This is a genomic window from Bradyrhizobium zhengyangense (assembly GCF_022012435.1).
GTDB lineage: Bacteria > Pseudomonadota > Alphaproteobacteria > Rhizobiales > Xanthobacteraceae > Bradyrhizobium > Bradyrhizobium zhengyangense.
In genome coordinates this window covers 95,317-110,065 of sequence record NZ_JAKLUA010000019.1, presented here as the reverse complement: position 1 = coordinate 110,065, position 14,749 = coordinate 95,317, and the positions used below count along the sequence as shown (strand labels likewise).

18 protein-coding genes, 1 tRNA gene and 2 pseudogenes are annotated in these 14,749 nt (G+C 62.5%); 10 read left to right on the top strand and 11 right to left on the bottom strand.

The window, feature by feature from the left end; all coding sequences use genetic code 11:
- Positions 1-306: 306 nt before the first annotated feature.
- Complete coding sequence (locus L6637_RS35675; protein WP_237873584.1) at positions 307-468, top strand: Flp family type IVb pilin; 162 nt, start codon at positions 307-309, stop codon at positions 466-468.
- Between the two features lie 92 nt (positions 469-560).
- Here the strand turns inward: L6637_RS35675 and L6637_RS35670 are convergent, their stop codons facing one another.
- The 3 genes from L6637_RS35670 to L6637_RS35660 form a co-directional block, all read right to left on the bottom strand.
- Entirely contained in the window at positions 561-1,460 is a 900-nt protein-coding gene (locus L6637_RS35670) for a site-specific integrase (RefSeq protein ID WP_237873582.1), read from the bottom strand.
- A complete protein-coding gene (locus L6637_RS35665; protein ID WP_237873579.1) occupies positions 1,436-1,963 on the bottom strand; it encodes an Arm DNA-binding domain-containing protein in 528 nt (175 codons plus the stop codon). The genes L6637_RS35670 and L6637_RS35665 overlap by 25 nt, the downstream gene beginning before the upstream one ends.
- Positions 1,964-2,830: 867 nt before the next feature.
- A complete protein-coding gene (locus tag L6637_RS35660) occupies positions 2,831-3,616 on the bottom strand; it encodes an SDR family NAD(P)-dependent oxidoreductase (protein WP_237861385.1) in 786 nt (261 codons plus the stop codon).
- Between the two features lie 133 nt (positions 3,617-3,749).
- Between L6637_RS35660 and L6637_RS35655 the strand changes: the two genes are divergently transcribed.
- Positions 3,750-4,445, top strand: a complete 696-nt coding sequence (locus L6637_RS35655) for a histidine phosphatase family protein (protein ID WP_237873578.1) — start codon at positions 3,750-3,752, stop codon at positions 4,443-4,445.
- A gap of 79 nt (positions 4,446-4,524) precedes the next feature.
- On the top strand, positions 4,525-5,292 hold the full coding sequence (locus L6637_RS35650; protein WP_237861388.1) for an SDR family NAD(P)-dependent oxidoreductase: 768 nt from the start codon (positions 4,525-4,527) through the stop codon (positions 5,290-5,292).
- Positions 5,293-5,495: 203 nt separating this feature from the next.
- On the opposite strand, the gene L6637_RS35645 is transcribed toward L6637_RS35650, so the two are convergent.
- The gene (locus L6637_RS35645) at positions 5,496-6,716 is read right to left on the bottom strand and encodes a serine hydrolase domain-containing protein (protein ID WP_237861389.1); all 1,221 of its coding nucleotides are present in this window, start codon (positions 6,714-6,716) and stop codon (positions 5,496-5,498) included.
- Positions 6,717-6,867: 151 nt separating this feature from the next.
- Between L6637_RS35645 and L6637_RS35640 the strand changes: the two genes are divergently transcribed.
- Positions 6,868-6,943 (top strand) — tRNA-Trp (locus L6637_RS35640).
- Between the two features lie 54 nt (positions 6,944-6,997).
- Here the strand turns inward: L6637_RS35640 and L6637_RS35635 are convergent.
- Positions 6,998-7,147, bottom strand: coding sequence for a hypothetical protein (locus tag L6637_RS35635; protein WP_237873577.1), 150 nt, complete (start codon positions 7,145-7,147; stop codon positions 6,998-7,000).
- Between the two features lie 692 nt (positions 7,148-7,839).
- Between L6637_RS35635 and L6637_RS35630 the strand changes: the two genes are divergently transcribed.
- On the top strand, positions 7,840-8,070 hold the full coding sequence (locus L6637_RS35630) for a hypothetical protein (RefSeq protein WP_237861421.1): 231 nt from the start codon (positions 7,840-7,842) through the stop codon (positions 8,068-8,070).
- Between the two features lie 674 nt (positions 8,071-8,744).
- Here L6637_RS35630 and L6637_RS35625 read toward each other — a convergent pair.
- The 6 genes and pseudogenes from L6637_RS35625 to L6637_RS42680 form a co-directional block, all read right to left on the bottom strand.
- Positions 8,745-9,314 carry a Gfo/Idh/MocA family protein gene (locus tag L6637_RS35625; RefSeq protein WP_237873576.1) on the bottom strand — a complete coding sequence of 190 codons (570 nt, stop codon included), beginning with the start codon at positions 9,312-9,314 and terminating at the stop codon, positions 8,745-8,747.
- The gene (locus L6637_RS35620; protein WP_237873574.1) at positions 9,311-9,595 is read right to left on the bottom strand and encodes a hypothetical protein; all 285 of its coding nucleotides are present in this window, start codon (positions 9,593-9,595) and stop codon (positions 9,311-9,313) included. Before L6637_RS35620 ends, L6637_RS35625 begins: the two co-directional genes overlap by 4 nt.
- A gap of 1 nt (position 9,596) precedes the next feature.
- On the bottom strand, positions 9,597-10,523 hold the full coding sequence (locus tag L6637_RS35615; protein ID WP_237861425.1) for a class I SAM-dependent methyltransferase: 927 nt from the start codon (positions 10,521-10,523) through the stop codon (positions 9,597-9,599).
- Positions 10,516-10,662, bottom strand: a complete 147-nt coding sequence (locus L6637_RS42690; protein ID WP_237861426.1) for a hypothetical protein — start codon at positions 10,660-10,662, stop codon at positions 10,516-10,518. The genes L6637_RS35615 and L6637_RS42690 overlap by 8 nt, the downstream gene beginning before the upstream one ends.
- 42 nt (positions 10,663-10,704) lie before the next feature.
- Positions 10,705-10,788 (bottom strand): annotated as a pseudogene (locus L6637_RS42685) (hypothetical protein); the annotation flags it as partial.
- A 302-nt stretch (positions 10,789-11,090) separates the two neighbouring features.
- Positions 11,091-11,618 (bottom strand): annotated as a pseudogene (locus L6637_RS42680) (class I SAM-dependent methyltransferase); the annotation flags it as partial.
- Positions 11,619-11,842: 224 nt separating this feature from the next.
- On the opposite strand from L6637_RS42680, the gene L6637_RS35595 reads away from it, so the two are divergent.
- From L6637_RS35595 to rplA, 5 genes are all read left to right on the top strand, one after another.
- The gene (locus L6637_RS35595) at positions 11,843-12,376 is read left to right on the top strand and encodes a methyltransferase C-terminal domain-containing protein (protein ID WP_237861428.1); all 534 of its coding nucleotides are present in this window, start codon (positions 11,843-11,845) and stop codon (positions 12,374-12,376) included.
- Between the two features lie 355 nt (positions 12,377-12,731).
- Positions 12,732-12,923 (top strand): preprotein translocase subunit SecE, encoded by a 192-nt coding sequence (gene secE, locus L6637_RS35590; RefSeq protein WP_007611620.1) that lies wholly within the window; start codon positions 12,732-12,734, stop codon positions 12,921-12,923.
- Positions 12,923-13,480 (top strand): transcription termination/antitermination protein NusG, encoded by a 558-nt coding sequence (gene nusG, locus L6637_RS35585; RefSeq protein ID WP_015685389.1) that lies wholly within the window; start codon positions 12,923-12,925, stop codon positions 13,478-13,480. Before secE ends, nusG begins: the two co-directional genes overlap by 1 nt.
- A 130-nt stretch (positions 13,481-13,610) precedes the next feature.
- Entirely contained in the window at positions 13,611-14,039 is a 429-nt protein-coding gene (gene rplK, locus L6637_RS35580) for a 50S ribosomal protein L11 (RefSeq protein WP_011088164.1), read from the top strand.
- A gap of 6 nt (positions 14,040-14,045) precedes the next feature.
- On the top strand, positions 14,046-14,738 hold the full coding sequence (gene rplA, locus L6637_RS35575) for a 50S ribosomal protein L1 (protein WP_237873573.1): 693 nt from the start codon (positions 14,046-14,048) through the stop codon (positions 14,736-14,738).
- Positions 14,739-14,749: the final 11 nt, after the last annotated feature.

Genomic DNA, 14,749 nt, shown 5'->3' with positions numbered 1-14,749 from the left:
TGCTCGACTGAGACCGAGGATAACCAGTCGGAATGGCATGCCGTGCTGGTTATCGAGGGCGGCAGGCCGGTCATGTTCGCCGCATCGGGATCATGCGAGCGCTGAACGGGGGGCGGCCTAACACAGACATCGAGCCGTGGGGCAAGCGGTGAGGTGCGATCGGATCCACCAATGAAGCCCGTGCCCCATTTGCATCGGTCGGGACCACAGGCTTGGGATTTACTGCATTTGAGTCGAGAAATTTACCTAGTAGAAATTCGGCAAGCTTAGCCTTGGGCCCATCAATACCCATGGCAGGGGCTCGAAATGACTTTGGTTAGTCGCTTCATTGCAGATGAAAATGGTGCTACCGCGATCGAGTACGGCTTGATCGCAGCCGGTATCGCGCTGGCGATCATCACCGTCGTCAACAGTCTCGGCACCACGCTAAACGACAAGTTCGGATCAGTCAGCAGCTCGCTAAAGTAATTGGTGCCGCACCATCTGCAGCGCGCGCCGCCGCCGCGCATGCATTGTTCCTGGCTGGCCGCTGCCTGCATGGCGCGCGCGGGGGCTTCCTATCAGACCGCGGTCTGCAGCATCTTCTGAAGGGCCTTTGGCACTGGCGGACCGATGATCCTCCTCAACTCGGCCGCGACGCCGTTGAGCACCGCCCGCTTTTCCTTCATGCGGGTAGAATGATTGTAGACCTTGCCGGTGACGGTCGGCACGACGACCTCGGCCTTCTTGCTGGCGGCATGATCGAGACACTTCGCGATCCAGGCGTCGTCGAAGCCGAGATCTCCGGCCAGAGTCGCCGCTGTTCGCCGCAGATCGTGCGGCGTGAACGGCTTGAGGCCGAGTAGCTCGCAAATTGCGGCGGTCTTGGTCTTGTCCTTGTTTTTCTCGTGCTTGGTGCCACGTAGCGCGTCGGCCATTGCCTTGCGATGGATCGGTTGGCCCTTGTACATGGGGCTCTCGAAGACGAACTGCTGATCATCCGAGGTCAGCGCTTCCCGGATGATCTCGACCGCCAGATCGGACAATGGCTGCTGGATCACTCGCCTCTTCTTGACGCGCTTGAGCGGGACGTCGAAGCGGGGATGAGCGCCCTCGAGGTCGAACAGCTCATCGCGACGGGCCCCGAGCAATTCACGAGAGCGCAGCATGGTGACCAGCTCGAACTTGAGCGCCAGCCGCGTCCGGCGATCATAGGGGAGGTCGTCGCGATCCAATCCACGCCAGAATATCCTGATCTCGTCCTCGGAGAGGACGCGGGTCCGGGGATGCTCCGGATCGAGCTTCGGCAGGTTGACGCAGGGGCTGGCCGTGACATAGTCGCGACCGGCTTCCGCCGCCCAGTTGAACAGGCCCGAGGCCGCCTTTCGCATGTGGCGCGCGTTGCTGACGGACGGCTTGCCGAACTTGCCCGCGACGATGTCGTTCGACAGTGTCGCTATGTCGTGCTTGGTGACCTCCATGGCAAGCTTCTTGCCGAGGCGGGGCCGGATGAAACGGTTGAGGTGGCTCGCTGTATATTCCCACGCCTCAAGCCGGGGCGCATCTCGCCGTCCGGCTTCTTGACCGGCGTCTTCATCCACTTGATGCGCTCGTCGATGATCTCCGCGACGGTCTTGCCGCGTTTCGCTTTTGCGGTCTTCTGGTCGCGGAAAGTCTCGAGAAGCGCGTCGCCGCCCATGGCCTTGAGGCCGTAGACCTTGCTGCGGGCATCCTCGACGGTGAAGGTCTCGGGATTGTAGATACCGAGCCAGCCGGTGCGCTGCTTGCCGGTCTGCCGGTCAGTGAACTTGAAGGAGAAGGTGGCGACCCCCGCCGCGGTGATGCTGACGTAGAGGCCATGGCATTTGCGGTCGTAGAACTTGGTCCGCTTGGCGACCCGCTTCTCGCAGAGGCGATCGGTCAGGATGACGCTGCTGTTGCGGCCCCGCTTGCCGGCGGGGGAGGGGACAGTGATAGTATCCATGTGGTTTCGGCTCCTAAGGCTTGGGACCAAAGGGCTCGGCTTTGGGACTTTCAGTTTGTCGTGCGGACGCTGAAAGGCTCTAGGGCCGGGCCCTTGTTTTGGTGAAGCCCGCTGAAACAGCCCGCCTCAGGCTAGTTCAAAAACGCTTATTTGAAAGGGTTTTCTTAGTTTCGGCGTGTTTCACCGAGTGCCAAAATATAGACGTGTGGTCCTGGCGCCCGGAGCCTGTGCGCCAAGGCTCGTGATGATGTGCGATGTCCAACCGGGCGTGCACATCAGTCATCTGCGAGACGACGGGGGCAATAGTGCATCGCTCCCCGGGGAGATCACGACATAAGCCGTCAAACCACTGCGCAGGGAAGGCCGGATGTTTCGGCTTCACCTGTATGCCGCCGTGCAGCCTGTTGTAGCGCAGATATCGCACAGTGGACCGCGGGTGCCAGCCTTGCACCCGGTCTTCCCTGCGCCCTCTTTCAGAGGAGGGTGAGACGATGAAGCAAAACTCGGGCGAGATGAGCCCCGAGGATGCGAAAGTGTGTCTGAGAGGAAGACGCAAACAATAGGGCGATGCCGATGCACCTCACTCCGTCATTGCGAGCGTAGCGAAGCAATCCAGACTGCCACCGCAGAAAGACTCTGGATTGCTTCGCTACGTTCGCAATGACGGTGTTGATGCAGGTGTGCCCAAAAGCAACCGTCTCGTGCCCCGGACGCAGCGCAGCGTCCCCGGCGATGCGAAGCATCGTCCGGTGCGGTGCGCTGCAGAGCCGGGGCCCATGCCACAGCGGACTCGGTTGCTTGCTCGATCCCGGCTCTGCGCAGCAGCGTAAGGACGCTGCAGCGCGTCCGGGACACGGAGAGCACGTGTCAGACCGGCTTGCCCGTATACGGCATCGATGCCGTCAGGCCACCGTCCACGGGGAACGCTTGCCCATTCACATACGACGCTTCGTCGCTCGCCAGGAACAATCCCATCGCGGCGAGCTCGTGCGGCTGGCCGGGGCGCTTTAGCGGGTTGAGCTGGCCGATCTTGTCCTGGGTGCCACGCTCCTTGGCGCGATCGAAGATCGGCTTGGTCATGCCGGTTTCGATCAGGCCGGGGCACACCGCATTGATGCGCACGCCGGTGCCGGTGAGCGAATAGGCCGTGGTCTGCACGAGGCTGATCACGCCCGCCTTGCTCGCGGCATAGGGATGCCCGCTGGCGCCGGCCTTGAGGCCTGCCACCGACGCCGTGAGCACGATCGCGCCGGATTGCTGTTTCACCATATGCGGCATCGCATGTTTCACCGCGAGGAACGGTCCGATCAGATTGATGCGGAGCACCTCCTGCCAATGCTCGACGGTCTGCTCGCCGAGCGGAACGAGACCGCCGGAGATGCCGGCATTGGCCCAGATCACGTCGAGCCGGCCGTGGGTCGTCACGGCCTTGTCGATGAACGCCATGACGTCCTTTTCGGAGCCCGCGTCGGCGATCATCGCCTCGGCGACGCCACCGGCCTTCTTCACTTCGTCGACGGTCTCTTTCACCGCCTCGGTGCGATCGACCGCGATCAGCTTGGCGCCTTCCCTAGTGAACAGGAGCGCAGCCGCGCGGCCGATGCCGCTGCCGGCGCCGGTGATGATGACGGATTTGCCTTGCAGGCGGCCCATGCGTTTCTCCCTTTGCTTCGCACGCGACGCTTGCCGCGCGACGGAATTTCAAACAAGATTTCAAACAGTAAAGTGTCTTGAGACACGTTCACACCTCACGTACAGCGACATCACACGAGATGGAAGGGTTTCGATGGCAGCCGAAGACAAGCCTGTGATCACGACGCGGTGGTGGTGGGTCCGGCATGCGCCGGTGCGAAACGACGGCGGCAACATCTACGGGCAGAGCGATCTGCCCTGCGACACCAGCGACACCTACGTCTTCAATGCCGTTGCCAAGGTGCTGCCACGCCAGGCGGTCTGGTATTCGAGCAATCTGATGCGCACGCATCAAACCGCCGAAGCGATCTGGGAGGCGGGCTATCCGCGGCCCGCGTCAATGCAGCGGGAAGCGGACCTCGCCGAGCAGAATCTCGGCCGCTGGCAGGGCATGAACCGCGCCGCTTTTATTGCCAGCCGTCCCCTCGGCTCGAACTGGTTTGCTGATATCAACGAGCCCGTGCCCGGCGGCGAGAGCTTCATGGATCTTTATGTCAGGACGCGCCGGACCATCGAGCGGATCAACAACGAGGCGGCCGGGCAGGACGTGATCGCGGTCGCGCATGGCGGCACCATCAAGGCGGCAATCGGCCTTGCACTTGACGGCCAGGTCGAGCGGGCGCTGTCGTTCGATATCGACAATGTCTCGATCACGCGGCTCGATTATTTCGCAAGCCCCGAGCGCTCGGTCTGGCGTCTGCCGATGGTGAACCAGCAGCCGTGGATCGCCGATGACGCCCATGCCGAGATGCATCAGCCGTCGGGGCCGGAAGTCAAGAAACTCGCGTGAGAGAATTGTCATTCCGGGTTCGATGCTTCGCATTGCACCGGAATGACATTGAATACGAAGACCAATCTGGGAGGAAAGCATGACCTTGTTCGACATGAAGGGTAAAGTTGCCGTCATCACCGGCTCGACGCGCGGCATCGGGCTTGCGATCGCCGAGCGCATGGCAGAGCACGGCGCCAAGGTCGTGATCTCCTCGCGCAAGGCCGATGTCTGCGAGCAGGTCGCCAAAGACATCAACGGCAAGTTCGGCAAGGGCACTGCGGTGGCGATCGCCGCCAACATCTCATCGAAAGAGAATCTGCAAAACCTCGTCGACGAGAGCAACCGCGCCTTCGGCAGGATCGACGTGCTGGTCTGCAACGCCGCGTCGAACCCGTATTACGGTCCGCTCGCCGGCATCTCCGACGATCAGTTCCGCAAGATTCTCGACAACAACATCGTCGCCAACAATTGGCTGATCTCGATGGTGGTGCCGCAGATGATCGAGCGCAAGGACGGCTCGGTGATCATCGTGTCGTCGATCGGCGGATTGAAGGGCTCGACCATCCTCGGCGCCTACGCGATCTCCAAGGCTGCCGACATGCAGCTCGCGCGCAATCTCGCCTGCGAATACGGCAAGCACAACATCCGCGTGAACTGCATCGCGCCCGGCTTGATCAAGACCGATTTTGCCAAGGCGCTGTGGGACAATCCGGAGAATTTGAAGGCCTCGACCTCGCGTTCGCCGCTGCTGCGCATCGGCATTCCCGACGAGATCGCAGGCGCGGCGGTGTTCCTGGGTTCGAAAGCCGGTGACTTCATGACTGGCCAGACCATGGTGATCGACGGCGGCGCGACGATTAGTTGAGGCGTCGCGCGGGAAGGGCGTGCAGCTAGCCCAATGACAGGTGTCATCGCCCGCGAAAGCGGGCGATCCAGTACTCCGCGGCGGAAGTTATGTGAACGAACTTCCGCTGCGGCGTACTGAATGCACTGGTCAAGCCGGGGCATGACAGCGAGTGTGTGGATACGGTGTCGCGACTAGCAAGACTTCGCGCCCAATCGCAGACCTCAATCCACCGCCGCGTAAACCAGATCCCGCACCAAGGTCCGCGTAAAATCACGCTGTCCCGGGCCTTGGCTCATGAACACCGTGAACAGATCCTCCTTCGGATCGATCCAGAAGAACGTGCCGGCAATGCCGCTCCAGAAATACTGGCCGACGCTGCCGGGGAAGGGCGCGATGCCGGCCTCGCGCCGCACGGCGAAGCCGAGACCGAAGCCGTGGCCGGGCGGGAGCAGCGTGCCGTTGGTCTGAACGTGAGGGCCGAGGTGATCGGAGGCCATCAGCTCCAGCGTCTTGCGGCCGATGACCCTGGCGCCGTCGAGGGTGCCGCCATTGCGCAGCATCAGGGCGAAGCGGGCATAGTCCATCGTGGTCGAGACCAGACCGCCGCCGCCGGATTCCATCACCGGCTGCTCGAGCATGTTGAACAGCGCGACCTTATCGCCGGTCCAGGGATCGGCTTCGAACGGTTGGGCGAGCCTGCCGGCATTGGCCTCGGAGGTCGAGAAGCCGGTCTCGGTCATCTGCAAGGGCGCAAGGATGCGCTCGGTCAGGAATGCGCCGAGCGATTTGCCGCTGATGACCTCGATGATGCGGCCGAGGATGTCGGTGGAGCGGCTGTAGTTGAATTCGTCGCCGGGGTGGCAGACCAGCGGGAAGCTCGCCACCAGGGCGGCGTGCTCGGCATTGGTGATCTTGCGGCTGCGGACGCGGGATTCCTGATAGAGCTTGTGCACGGGGCCGTCGCCCTGGTGCTCATACGTCAAACCAGACGTGTGGCGGAGCAGGTCCTGCACCGTCATCGGCCGCTTCGGCGGAATCAGCTCCAGCCTGCCGCCGCTGATTACGCCGACCTTCTGATTGGCGAATTCCGGAATGAACTTGGCCACGGGATCGCCCAGCAGAAGGTGTCCATCTTCGACCAACGCCATGACCGCAACCGACACGATCGGCTTGGTCATCGAAAAGATCCGGAAGAGCGAATCGCGCGCCATCGCTGGTCCCGCCGGACACTGCTTGCCGAGCGCCTCGAACCAGCCGACCTGACCGCCTCTCCACACAAGAACGGTCACGCCGGGGATGGTTCCCTTGTCGATCTCACGCTTGAACGCATCCGACATCGCCTGCAGGCGGGGCCGCGACAGGCCGAGGGTTTCGGGACGGGCGTCCGGCAGGGCGGGTGTCCGGGCTACGGAGGCAGCTGTCGTGGCGGCATGGGCGTTCATGGGGGCTCCCGGGTGCGGTTTCTTGTCGTTCGGGCGCAACACTGGCCCAGAAGCGGCTCTGTGAACAAGCGGCCCCAATGCGCTTCTCCCTTGCAATCCGGTCGTCCCCTGTGCTTGAAAGCGCCCCTGAGCCGCGGCGACGCAGGTTCGTAGGAGTGTAGCTCAATTGGTAGAGCACCGGTCTCCAAAACCGGGGGTCGCAGGTTCGAGCCCTGCCACTCCTGCCAAGCAATCTCAATGACTTATCAGGAAATTGACGAGCCCGCGCTACGGCAAATCGGCTATAGTAGCGCCTGGGTAGCAGCGCGATAGTTGGCTGCCAGATCGAGCAGCGCGTCGCGCTCCAGGGGCAGGGCGCTTTCCTCTGCCAGATCCCGGCAGATGCGCTCCATGCGCGCGAGCTCGTCGAAGTCGTGCTGATGCTGCCCCATGCCGACGATCAGACTCCCCGCCGTGCCAACCCGTCAAGAGCCGGCACCACCCGGAAATTTCCCAATGTCGCCCCGACTGCGACAGTCAGATCATCTCGAAATGAAATCACCCAAGGCCAAAGAGTGGACCGCGGCGGAACAGAGACGGCTAGCGTGGCTGGCACGCCGCCGGACTGCCGCTGAAATAGCGGAAGCTCTCGGCCGACACATCGGATCGGTACGGCGCATGGCACGGGAGTTGCGGCTGATCCTCAAAAAGTAGCCAAACACGGCACGTAGTCTGCCTATCTCACTGCAACCTTGGCGAATCGTGCGATCATGCGAACGATGAGCGAGCGCGGTTAGCGGGGCTTCCCCATGTCTCATTTCATGATGGACTGTTATTTCCCCGACGTGACGAAGCCGGGCGGGCTCGCGTGCGACGCCCTGCCAATTAAGGCCCTCAACGAGCGGGATGCAATCGAGGAAGCAAAAAGGATCGCGATTTGGAGAAAGCCTGTCCGGTTCGACGTTCGATCCGTCAGCCGAGGTGAAGAAAAAACGATATTTGCTTCCTAGATGAGCGGGCGGAAACCGCGCGCCTGCTGCGCCTCTTACTTTCCCACACCCACGACGCGCAGTATCTCACGCGTGCGCCGAGCCACCACCGATTGACGATTTGACTCTCGCCGGCGCGGCGCTTCGATGGCGACATGACTGTCCGTCTCATCAAACACGAAGCCGTGCCTGGCACCGGCAGCTTCGAGGTGCGCTTCGCTGATGGTCGTCGGAGTGTCTACTGCTACTTCGACGACCTGCCGTCGCGTCGGCTGAGGCCGAAGCAAATGCTCCGCGAGCAAGCGCTCGATCTGGCGACGATGTTCGCGCGAATTATGCGCGGCTTGATTGAGGGCTGGTCCCAAGGCAAAGGCCCGCCAGCGTGAACCGCTATTGCTCCTGAATCGAGACTCAGTCCTAATTCCCTATCATTGGGCCAAAGGGGGCGATCGTGAACGGCGAAGCCGGATGCACGGTTTGTAGCCAAGCTCGACTGCTCAAAGCTATTTTCCCCGTGGTCAAAGGCTACGAGCTGAAGCTGTATGAATGCGCCAGCTGCGGTAGCGATCTGTGGCTAGTTGCCAGAGCGTCCAGATCATCGAAGCCCAAGCGGCAGAGGGGAAGAGCTCCTCGAGGTACGCGGCTCAAGACCATCGAGGCGGCGTTGAAGGCCGCTGCTCGTGCCGCAGTTGCTCCAAAGCTAAAAGGCCCGCCAGCGTGAACCGGCGCAGGAGCTTTCGTCTGATCCGGATACGGAAAAGCCGCAGCGCGGTTCCAGCCCCACTGCGGCCCATCCCGGGCAACTTGAAATGACTAGGGTTTAAATCTCGCCGGTGTTCCTACGGTAGAACACCCCGTTCCGAAAATGGACTCCGTATAACTACCGGAGTTCACGGTTCCACCCATTGTCATTAACAGCCGAACATGGCACGTCTCGCTCTTCCAGCCCCCAATGCTCCCGGCTGCCGGTTCAATTGCGGATCAGTGCGCCAGGAGTGCTAGGCCCGCCAGTATGACCGGCGGGCCTTTTGCTGTCACCGTCTCAGTCTCCGGCGGTGCGTTAGGAGTCCGGACCGTCCTGCCAGAGTTCAAGACCATCGGGGCGAGCCTCACTGGTCATCACAAAGGTGTCGTGCGATCCGCCGGTGTGGCCGCCGAAACACCAGCCGCGCGCGCCGACGATACGCCCAAGCGACTGGTCCGTTTGAAGGCGTACCAGCTCGGCCAGTGCGCGCGCCACGCCGGCATCGTGACGCTTCATGTAGCCGATCGCATAGACCAGGTTTTGTCGCCGCGCGGCTTCGATCAGCGACGCAGCCTGGTCCGTCGTGTAAGCCATCGGCTTTTCCGACAGTACGTGGCGGCCGCTGTCGAGCGCATCCAGGACTATCGGGCCGGTCGCGCGACGCTTGGTCACGACGACGACGGCGGAGACCTCGCGATCCGCGAGTAGCTCGTGGTGCGTCCCGTATATCCGCGAGACGCCGAATTTCTGTGCTGCTGCGGCAGCGAGATCAGGCCGGAGATCAGCGATCGCGACGACGCGGCAGGCGGGATTGGCGGCGAAATTGGCAAGGTGGCACATCTGGCCGACCATGCCCGTTCCGACAATGCCAATTCCTGGCTTCACGTGCTACGCTCCCGCTGCGCGCTTCCGGACGACGAGGAAATGCGCTGGCTGTCCCCAGTCGTTGAGGAACGCCTGATCGGATTGGGTGAAGGCGGTGACCCCTGCCATATCCCGCTGCGCGATCGCGCTGAAGATATGGTGGAGCTCTCGAGCGTCGCGGCAAAGGCCTCGAGCTCGGCCGGGTCGTCGGCAAGAATCTGGGCGCTTCGGATCGTCGCGCGCAGCGAGGCCAGACTCGCAATTACGCGCGGCAGGCTGTCGCCGAAGGGATCGTCGATCATCCTATCGACATCGAGCACCAGCGCTTCGATCGAAGCCGAGATCGCGCCCCACGGCTTCGGCCTTGCCGACCAGATAGAGCTTGCGTCCGCCGAGGAAGCTGAGGCGGCTGCGACCGAGGTGACGCGTCGCGCGCTGCAGCTTCTCGTCGCCGGACAGGACCTTTTTGTGCCAGTAGACGGCAAGGCTGTCGTGATAAGATGGCCACGCGGAATGGATATCAAATCCTTGACCGTGCGCCGCCGTGCACAAGGCCGCCGCATCGAGAAAGTAGCGGTAGCGGACGAAGGGGTTTTCGAGCACGTCCATCAGCCGGGATTCGAAGCTGCGGGTGTGCGGAATGCTGTCCCACTTCGCTTCGAACAGCGTCTTCGCGGTTTTGAGCGCAGATCGGCCCGTCAACGCCTTGCCGGCCGCGTGGACCGCCTTGAGTGCGAGTTCAAAGAAGCCGCCGTAGCGCTCATAGTAGGAGACGACGGCGAAACCGTCCGGATTGAGCAACCGGTGAAAGATGCCGAGCCAATTTTCGGTCGGCTGCACCGTGTAGATGAATCCTTCGGCATCGATGACGTCGAAGCGACGATCGCTGCGGAATGCCTCGACATCCGACGATACAAGCTCACGCAGACATGTCGTTTGGCCGAATTGCGCGAAGTAAGCGTGAATTTTGGCGTGCGCATGCCGGTTCGGCTCAGCGAGCGTCAAGTTCGCTCCCCACCGCGCAAACACCAGTGCGTTCTCGCCGGAATCGGGGCCGAACTCCAGCACCTCAGCGTCTTGGAACAGGCGCGGCGGCAGCACCAGCTTGTCCGAAAACAACTCCCGTCGCTGGCCGGCATAGGCTTCGAGCGCGGCGGACGATTTGAAATTGCCGAACGTCGGCAGAACGTCTTGGCGTTCGTAATAGTTGAAGAGTTTATCCTCAGCCATGCAGCGACCCTGCGGCGGCGTCGAGCCGGTCGAGTTCGCTCCAGATGTCGGACGGCGCGAAGATCGAGACGATCTGGAGCGGGCGCTTCAAATTCTCGCGCAGCCGGTTGCTGACCTTGTCTTCATTCTCCTGGTTCACGGCGAGAAGACAAACCAGCGGGCCGAATCTGCCGGTGAGGTCTTCCGGCGAGCGGATCGGAATGCCGGTGCCGGGCAGGAACAATCCCTGGCGCTCCTTCTGGTCGTCGACCGAGACATCGACCAGCTCCGCGAGTTCGTGGGCATTGGTGAAGGTGCAGGTGCGCGGCAGCCGGCGCCGTAGATTGCGATCTCGGCGCCGCTGGCGCGGGCCTTGGCGAGGATCGGGCGGAGACGGGCGCCGTACTCCCTCGCACGCTGACCGAATTTCTCGCCGACGCCAGCCGGCGCAGGCGGCGCTGTCACTGCGCCTGTGGCGCGGCGGGCTGCGATGGCCAGGCTGCCGCCGCTGAAATTGTATTTCTTGACGGAGACCGCCTCGAAGCCATGGCGCGCCAGCAACGCAAGCAGCGTCGGCTCGGTAAAGTAACTGACGTGCTCCTCCCAGAGCACTGAGAGGTCGCCCGCCATGGAGCCGGGCGCGAAATCAGGCACGTCGATGAACAGCAGTCCGTCGTCGCTGAGCGCGATCTTTATACAGGCGAAGAAGTTCTCGAAATCGATGATGTGTTCCAGCACCTGTCGCGAGACCACGAGATCGAACTTGCCGGCGTGTGCGACCGCATCGTGGCACAGTGCCGGGCTGATCATGTCGGCATAGACCTTGATGCCGCGCCCGCGGGCGATCTTGCCTGAGACCGGGTTGGGCTCCACGCCGACCAAGACCTTCGCGCCGCGCTCGCGCAACCGGTCCATGAACAGGCCGTCGTTACATCCGATCTCGAACACAGATTGATGCTTCGAGAATTTCGCGATGGTATCGAGCTCGTCCACTTGGTGCGGCTCCGGCTTCCAGCTGCTGAAATTGTAGTTGAACTGCCGATACAGAATGTCGGGGTCGATCGGTCTGACGATCTGGGGCAGGCCCCAATCGCCGCAGGCCTCCTGAAGAGCCATGGCGCGGCCAGCGTCGTGATTGCCAACAACATGATCGCCAATGTCGACAATCTCGATCCGCTGGTGATCGTGGTTCGCGATGTGCTGCGCGGGACGGCCTGTTCGTATTCGAGACGCAATACGGCGTCGACGTCACCGAGAAGAATCTGCTCGATACCGTTTATCACGAGCATCCGTCGTATTCTAACATCAAGCCGCTGACGCGCTTCTTTGCGCGACTCGGGATGGAATTGATCGACGTCCAGCACATCTGGACCAAAGGTGGCTCGATCCGCGTGACGGTTCAGCGCGCGGGCGGCGCCAAGAAACCGTCGGCGGAGGTCGCGCGCTTCATCGCCGAGGAAGACCGGCTCGGCGTCGATCAGCCGGCCTATTACGCGCCCTACGTCAAGAGAATCGCAGCCATTCGCGACGAACTGGTCGCGATGGCCGATGCCGCCCATGCGCAGGGCCAATTGGTCGCCGGCTACGGCGTTTCGGTCGGCACCACGGCGCTGCTGCCGCAGTTCGGCCTGGAGAGCAAAATCGACTTCCTCGTGGACGACGATCCCAAGAAGGGGAACGTGATGGCGGGCCCGGGGTACGACATCCCGATCCTGCCCCCCGCCGCACTCTACGAGCGCAAGCCGGCCTTCGTCGTCGTCTTCGCCTGGCGCTATGTGGACCCGATCCGGGCAAAGCACGCCAGCTATTTCGCCGAGGGCGGAAAGTTCGTGGTGCCGTTGCCGGGCATTTCCATGGTCGACAGTGCCGTCTGAGGGGCGATCGCCAAAAGCGCCCGAGGGGAGGGCGCTGATGGGCGATCTGCAGGGAACGGGTCAACGCCTTTTGGGACGCGCCCGTAAGAGACGGATAAGCCCTTGATCGGTTTGGGCTCTGCTTGGTCGTCCAAGCAAAGCCGGCCGGGCCGGGAAGGCTCCCTCGATCTTGACCTTTGGCCCCATCCGCAGTAGATACCCCGCACTCGCAGCCGGCCCGTTAGACGCGGATCTCCGGCGCGGCTTTGAAATCCCCGAACATCAGAGCCCGGTTTTCCGGCTCATCCTTCGAGACAGAGGGCTGGGCCACAGGCGGCTGTTCGGATCCCCGAAATCCTTATTGGCGTCTCAAACGATGGCAGTCAGCCCGTTCAAGTTCTTGCAGGAAGTGCGCTCGGAGACCGCCAAGGTCACCTGGCCGACCCGTCGTGAGACCACGATCACAACCATCATGGTTTTCGTGATGGTCGCCGTGGCCTCGATCTTCTTCTTCGCCGCCGACCAGATCATCCGCTACCTCATCACCTTCCTTTTGGGCATTCACTGATGGCAACAGCCGCCGCAACCCAATCGTCCGACAAGCGCTGGTATATCGTCCACGCTTATTCGAACTTCGAGAAGAAGGTCGCCGAATCGATCCGCGAGCAGGCCAAGCAGCGCGGTCTCGAGGAGCTGTTCGAGCTCGTGCTGGTTCCGACCGAGAAGGTCACGGAAGTGCGCCGCGGCCGCAAGATCGACGCCGAGCGCAAGTTCTTCCCGGGCTACGTGCTGGTGAAGATGAAGCTGACCGACGAGGCGTTTCATCTCATCAAGAACACGCCGAAGGTGACGGGCTTCCTCGGCGCGGAAAACAAGCCGATGCCGATCTCGGAATCCGAGGCCATGCGCATCCTGCACCAGGTACAGGAAGGCGTGGAACGGCCGAAGGCGTCGGTGTCGTTCGAGATCGGCGAGAACGTGCGCGTGGCCGACGGCCCGTTCGCCTCGTTCTCGGGTGTGGTCGAGGAAATCGACGAGGCGCGCTCGCGCGTGAAGGTTGCGGTGTCGATCTTCGGTCGCGCAACGCCCGTGGAACTGGAATTCGGTCAGGTCGAGAAGGTCTGACCGGGTGCGCGTGAGACTCAGGTCTCGCGCAGAGAGAGGCCGTGGGAGGGAGAGGGCGGTAGCCAGCCGCATCCGACCCAGACCACGAACCTGAAACCGCCGGCGCTTGCCGGCACAACAGGAGTGATACATGGCAAAGAAAGTGACCGGATACCTGAAGCTTCAGGTCCCGGCCGGTGCGGCGAATCCCTCGCCCCCGATCGGTCCCGCGCTCGGTCAGCGCGGTCTCAACATCATGGAGTTCTGCAAGGCGTTCAACGCCCAGACCCAGAAGGAAGAGAAGAACACGCCGATCCCGGTGATCATCACCATCTATGCGGACCGTTCCTTCACCTTCGAGATGAAGACGCCGCCGATGTCCTACTTCCTCAAGCAGGCCGCCAAGATCCAATCCGGCTCGAAGGCGCCGGGCCGTGACAAGGCCGGCAAGGTGACCAAGGCGCAGGTGCGCGAGATCGCCGAGAAGAAGATGAAGGATCTCAATTGCGATACCATCGAATCGGCCATGAAGATGGTCGAGGGCTCCGCCCGTTCGATGGGTCTGGAAGTTGCGGGGTAAGCGGCTATGGCAATCGGAAAGCGTTTGAACAAAGCCCGCGAAGGTGTTGACCGCGAAAAGCTTTACCCGCTCGCGGACGCCATCAAGATGGTCAAGGAACGCGCGAAAGCGAAGTTCGACGAGACCATCGAGGTCGCGATCAATCTCGGCGTCGATCCGCGTCACGCCGACCAGATGGTCCGCGGCGTCGTGACCCTGCCGAACGGCACCGGCCGTACGCTCCGCGTCGGCGTGTTCGCCCGTGGCGCCAAGGCTGATGAGGCCAAGGCTGCTGGTGCTGACGTCGTCGGCGCCGAAGACCTGGTCGAGAAGGTGCAGAACGGCGCGATCGATTTCGACCGCTGCATCGCCACCCCCGACATGATGCCGCTGGTCGGTCGTCTCGGTAAGGTGCTCGGCCCGCGCGGCCTGATGCCGAACCCGAAGATCGGCACGGTGACCATGGACGTCGCCGGTGCGGTGAAGGGTGCCAAGGGCGGCTCGGTCGAGTTCCGCGTCGAGAAGGCGGGCATCCTGCAGGCCGGCGTCGGCAAGGCCTCGTTCTCCGAGGAGAAGCTGGTCGAGAACATCAAGGCTCTCGCTGACGCGGTCGCGAAGGCGAAGCCGGCTGGCTCCAAGGGCACCTACATCCAGCGCGTTGCGGTGTCCTCGACGATGGGCCCGGGCGTGAAGGTCGAGCCGGGCACCATTCTCGGCTGAGGTTTGGAAAT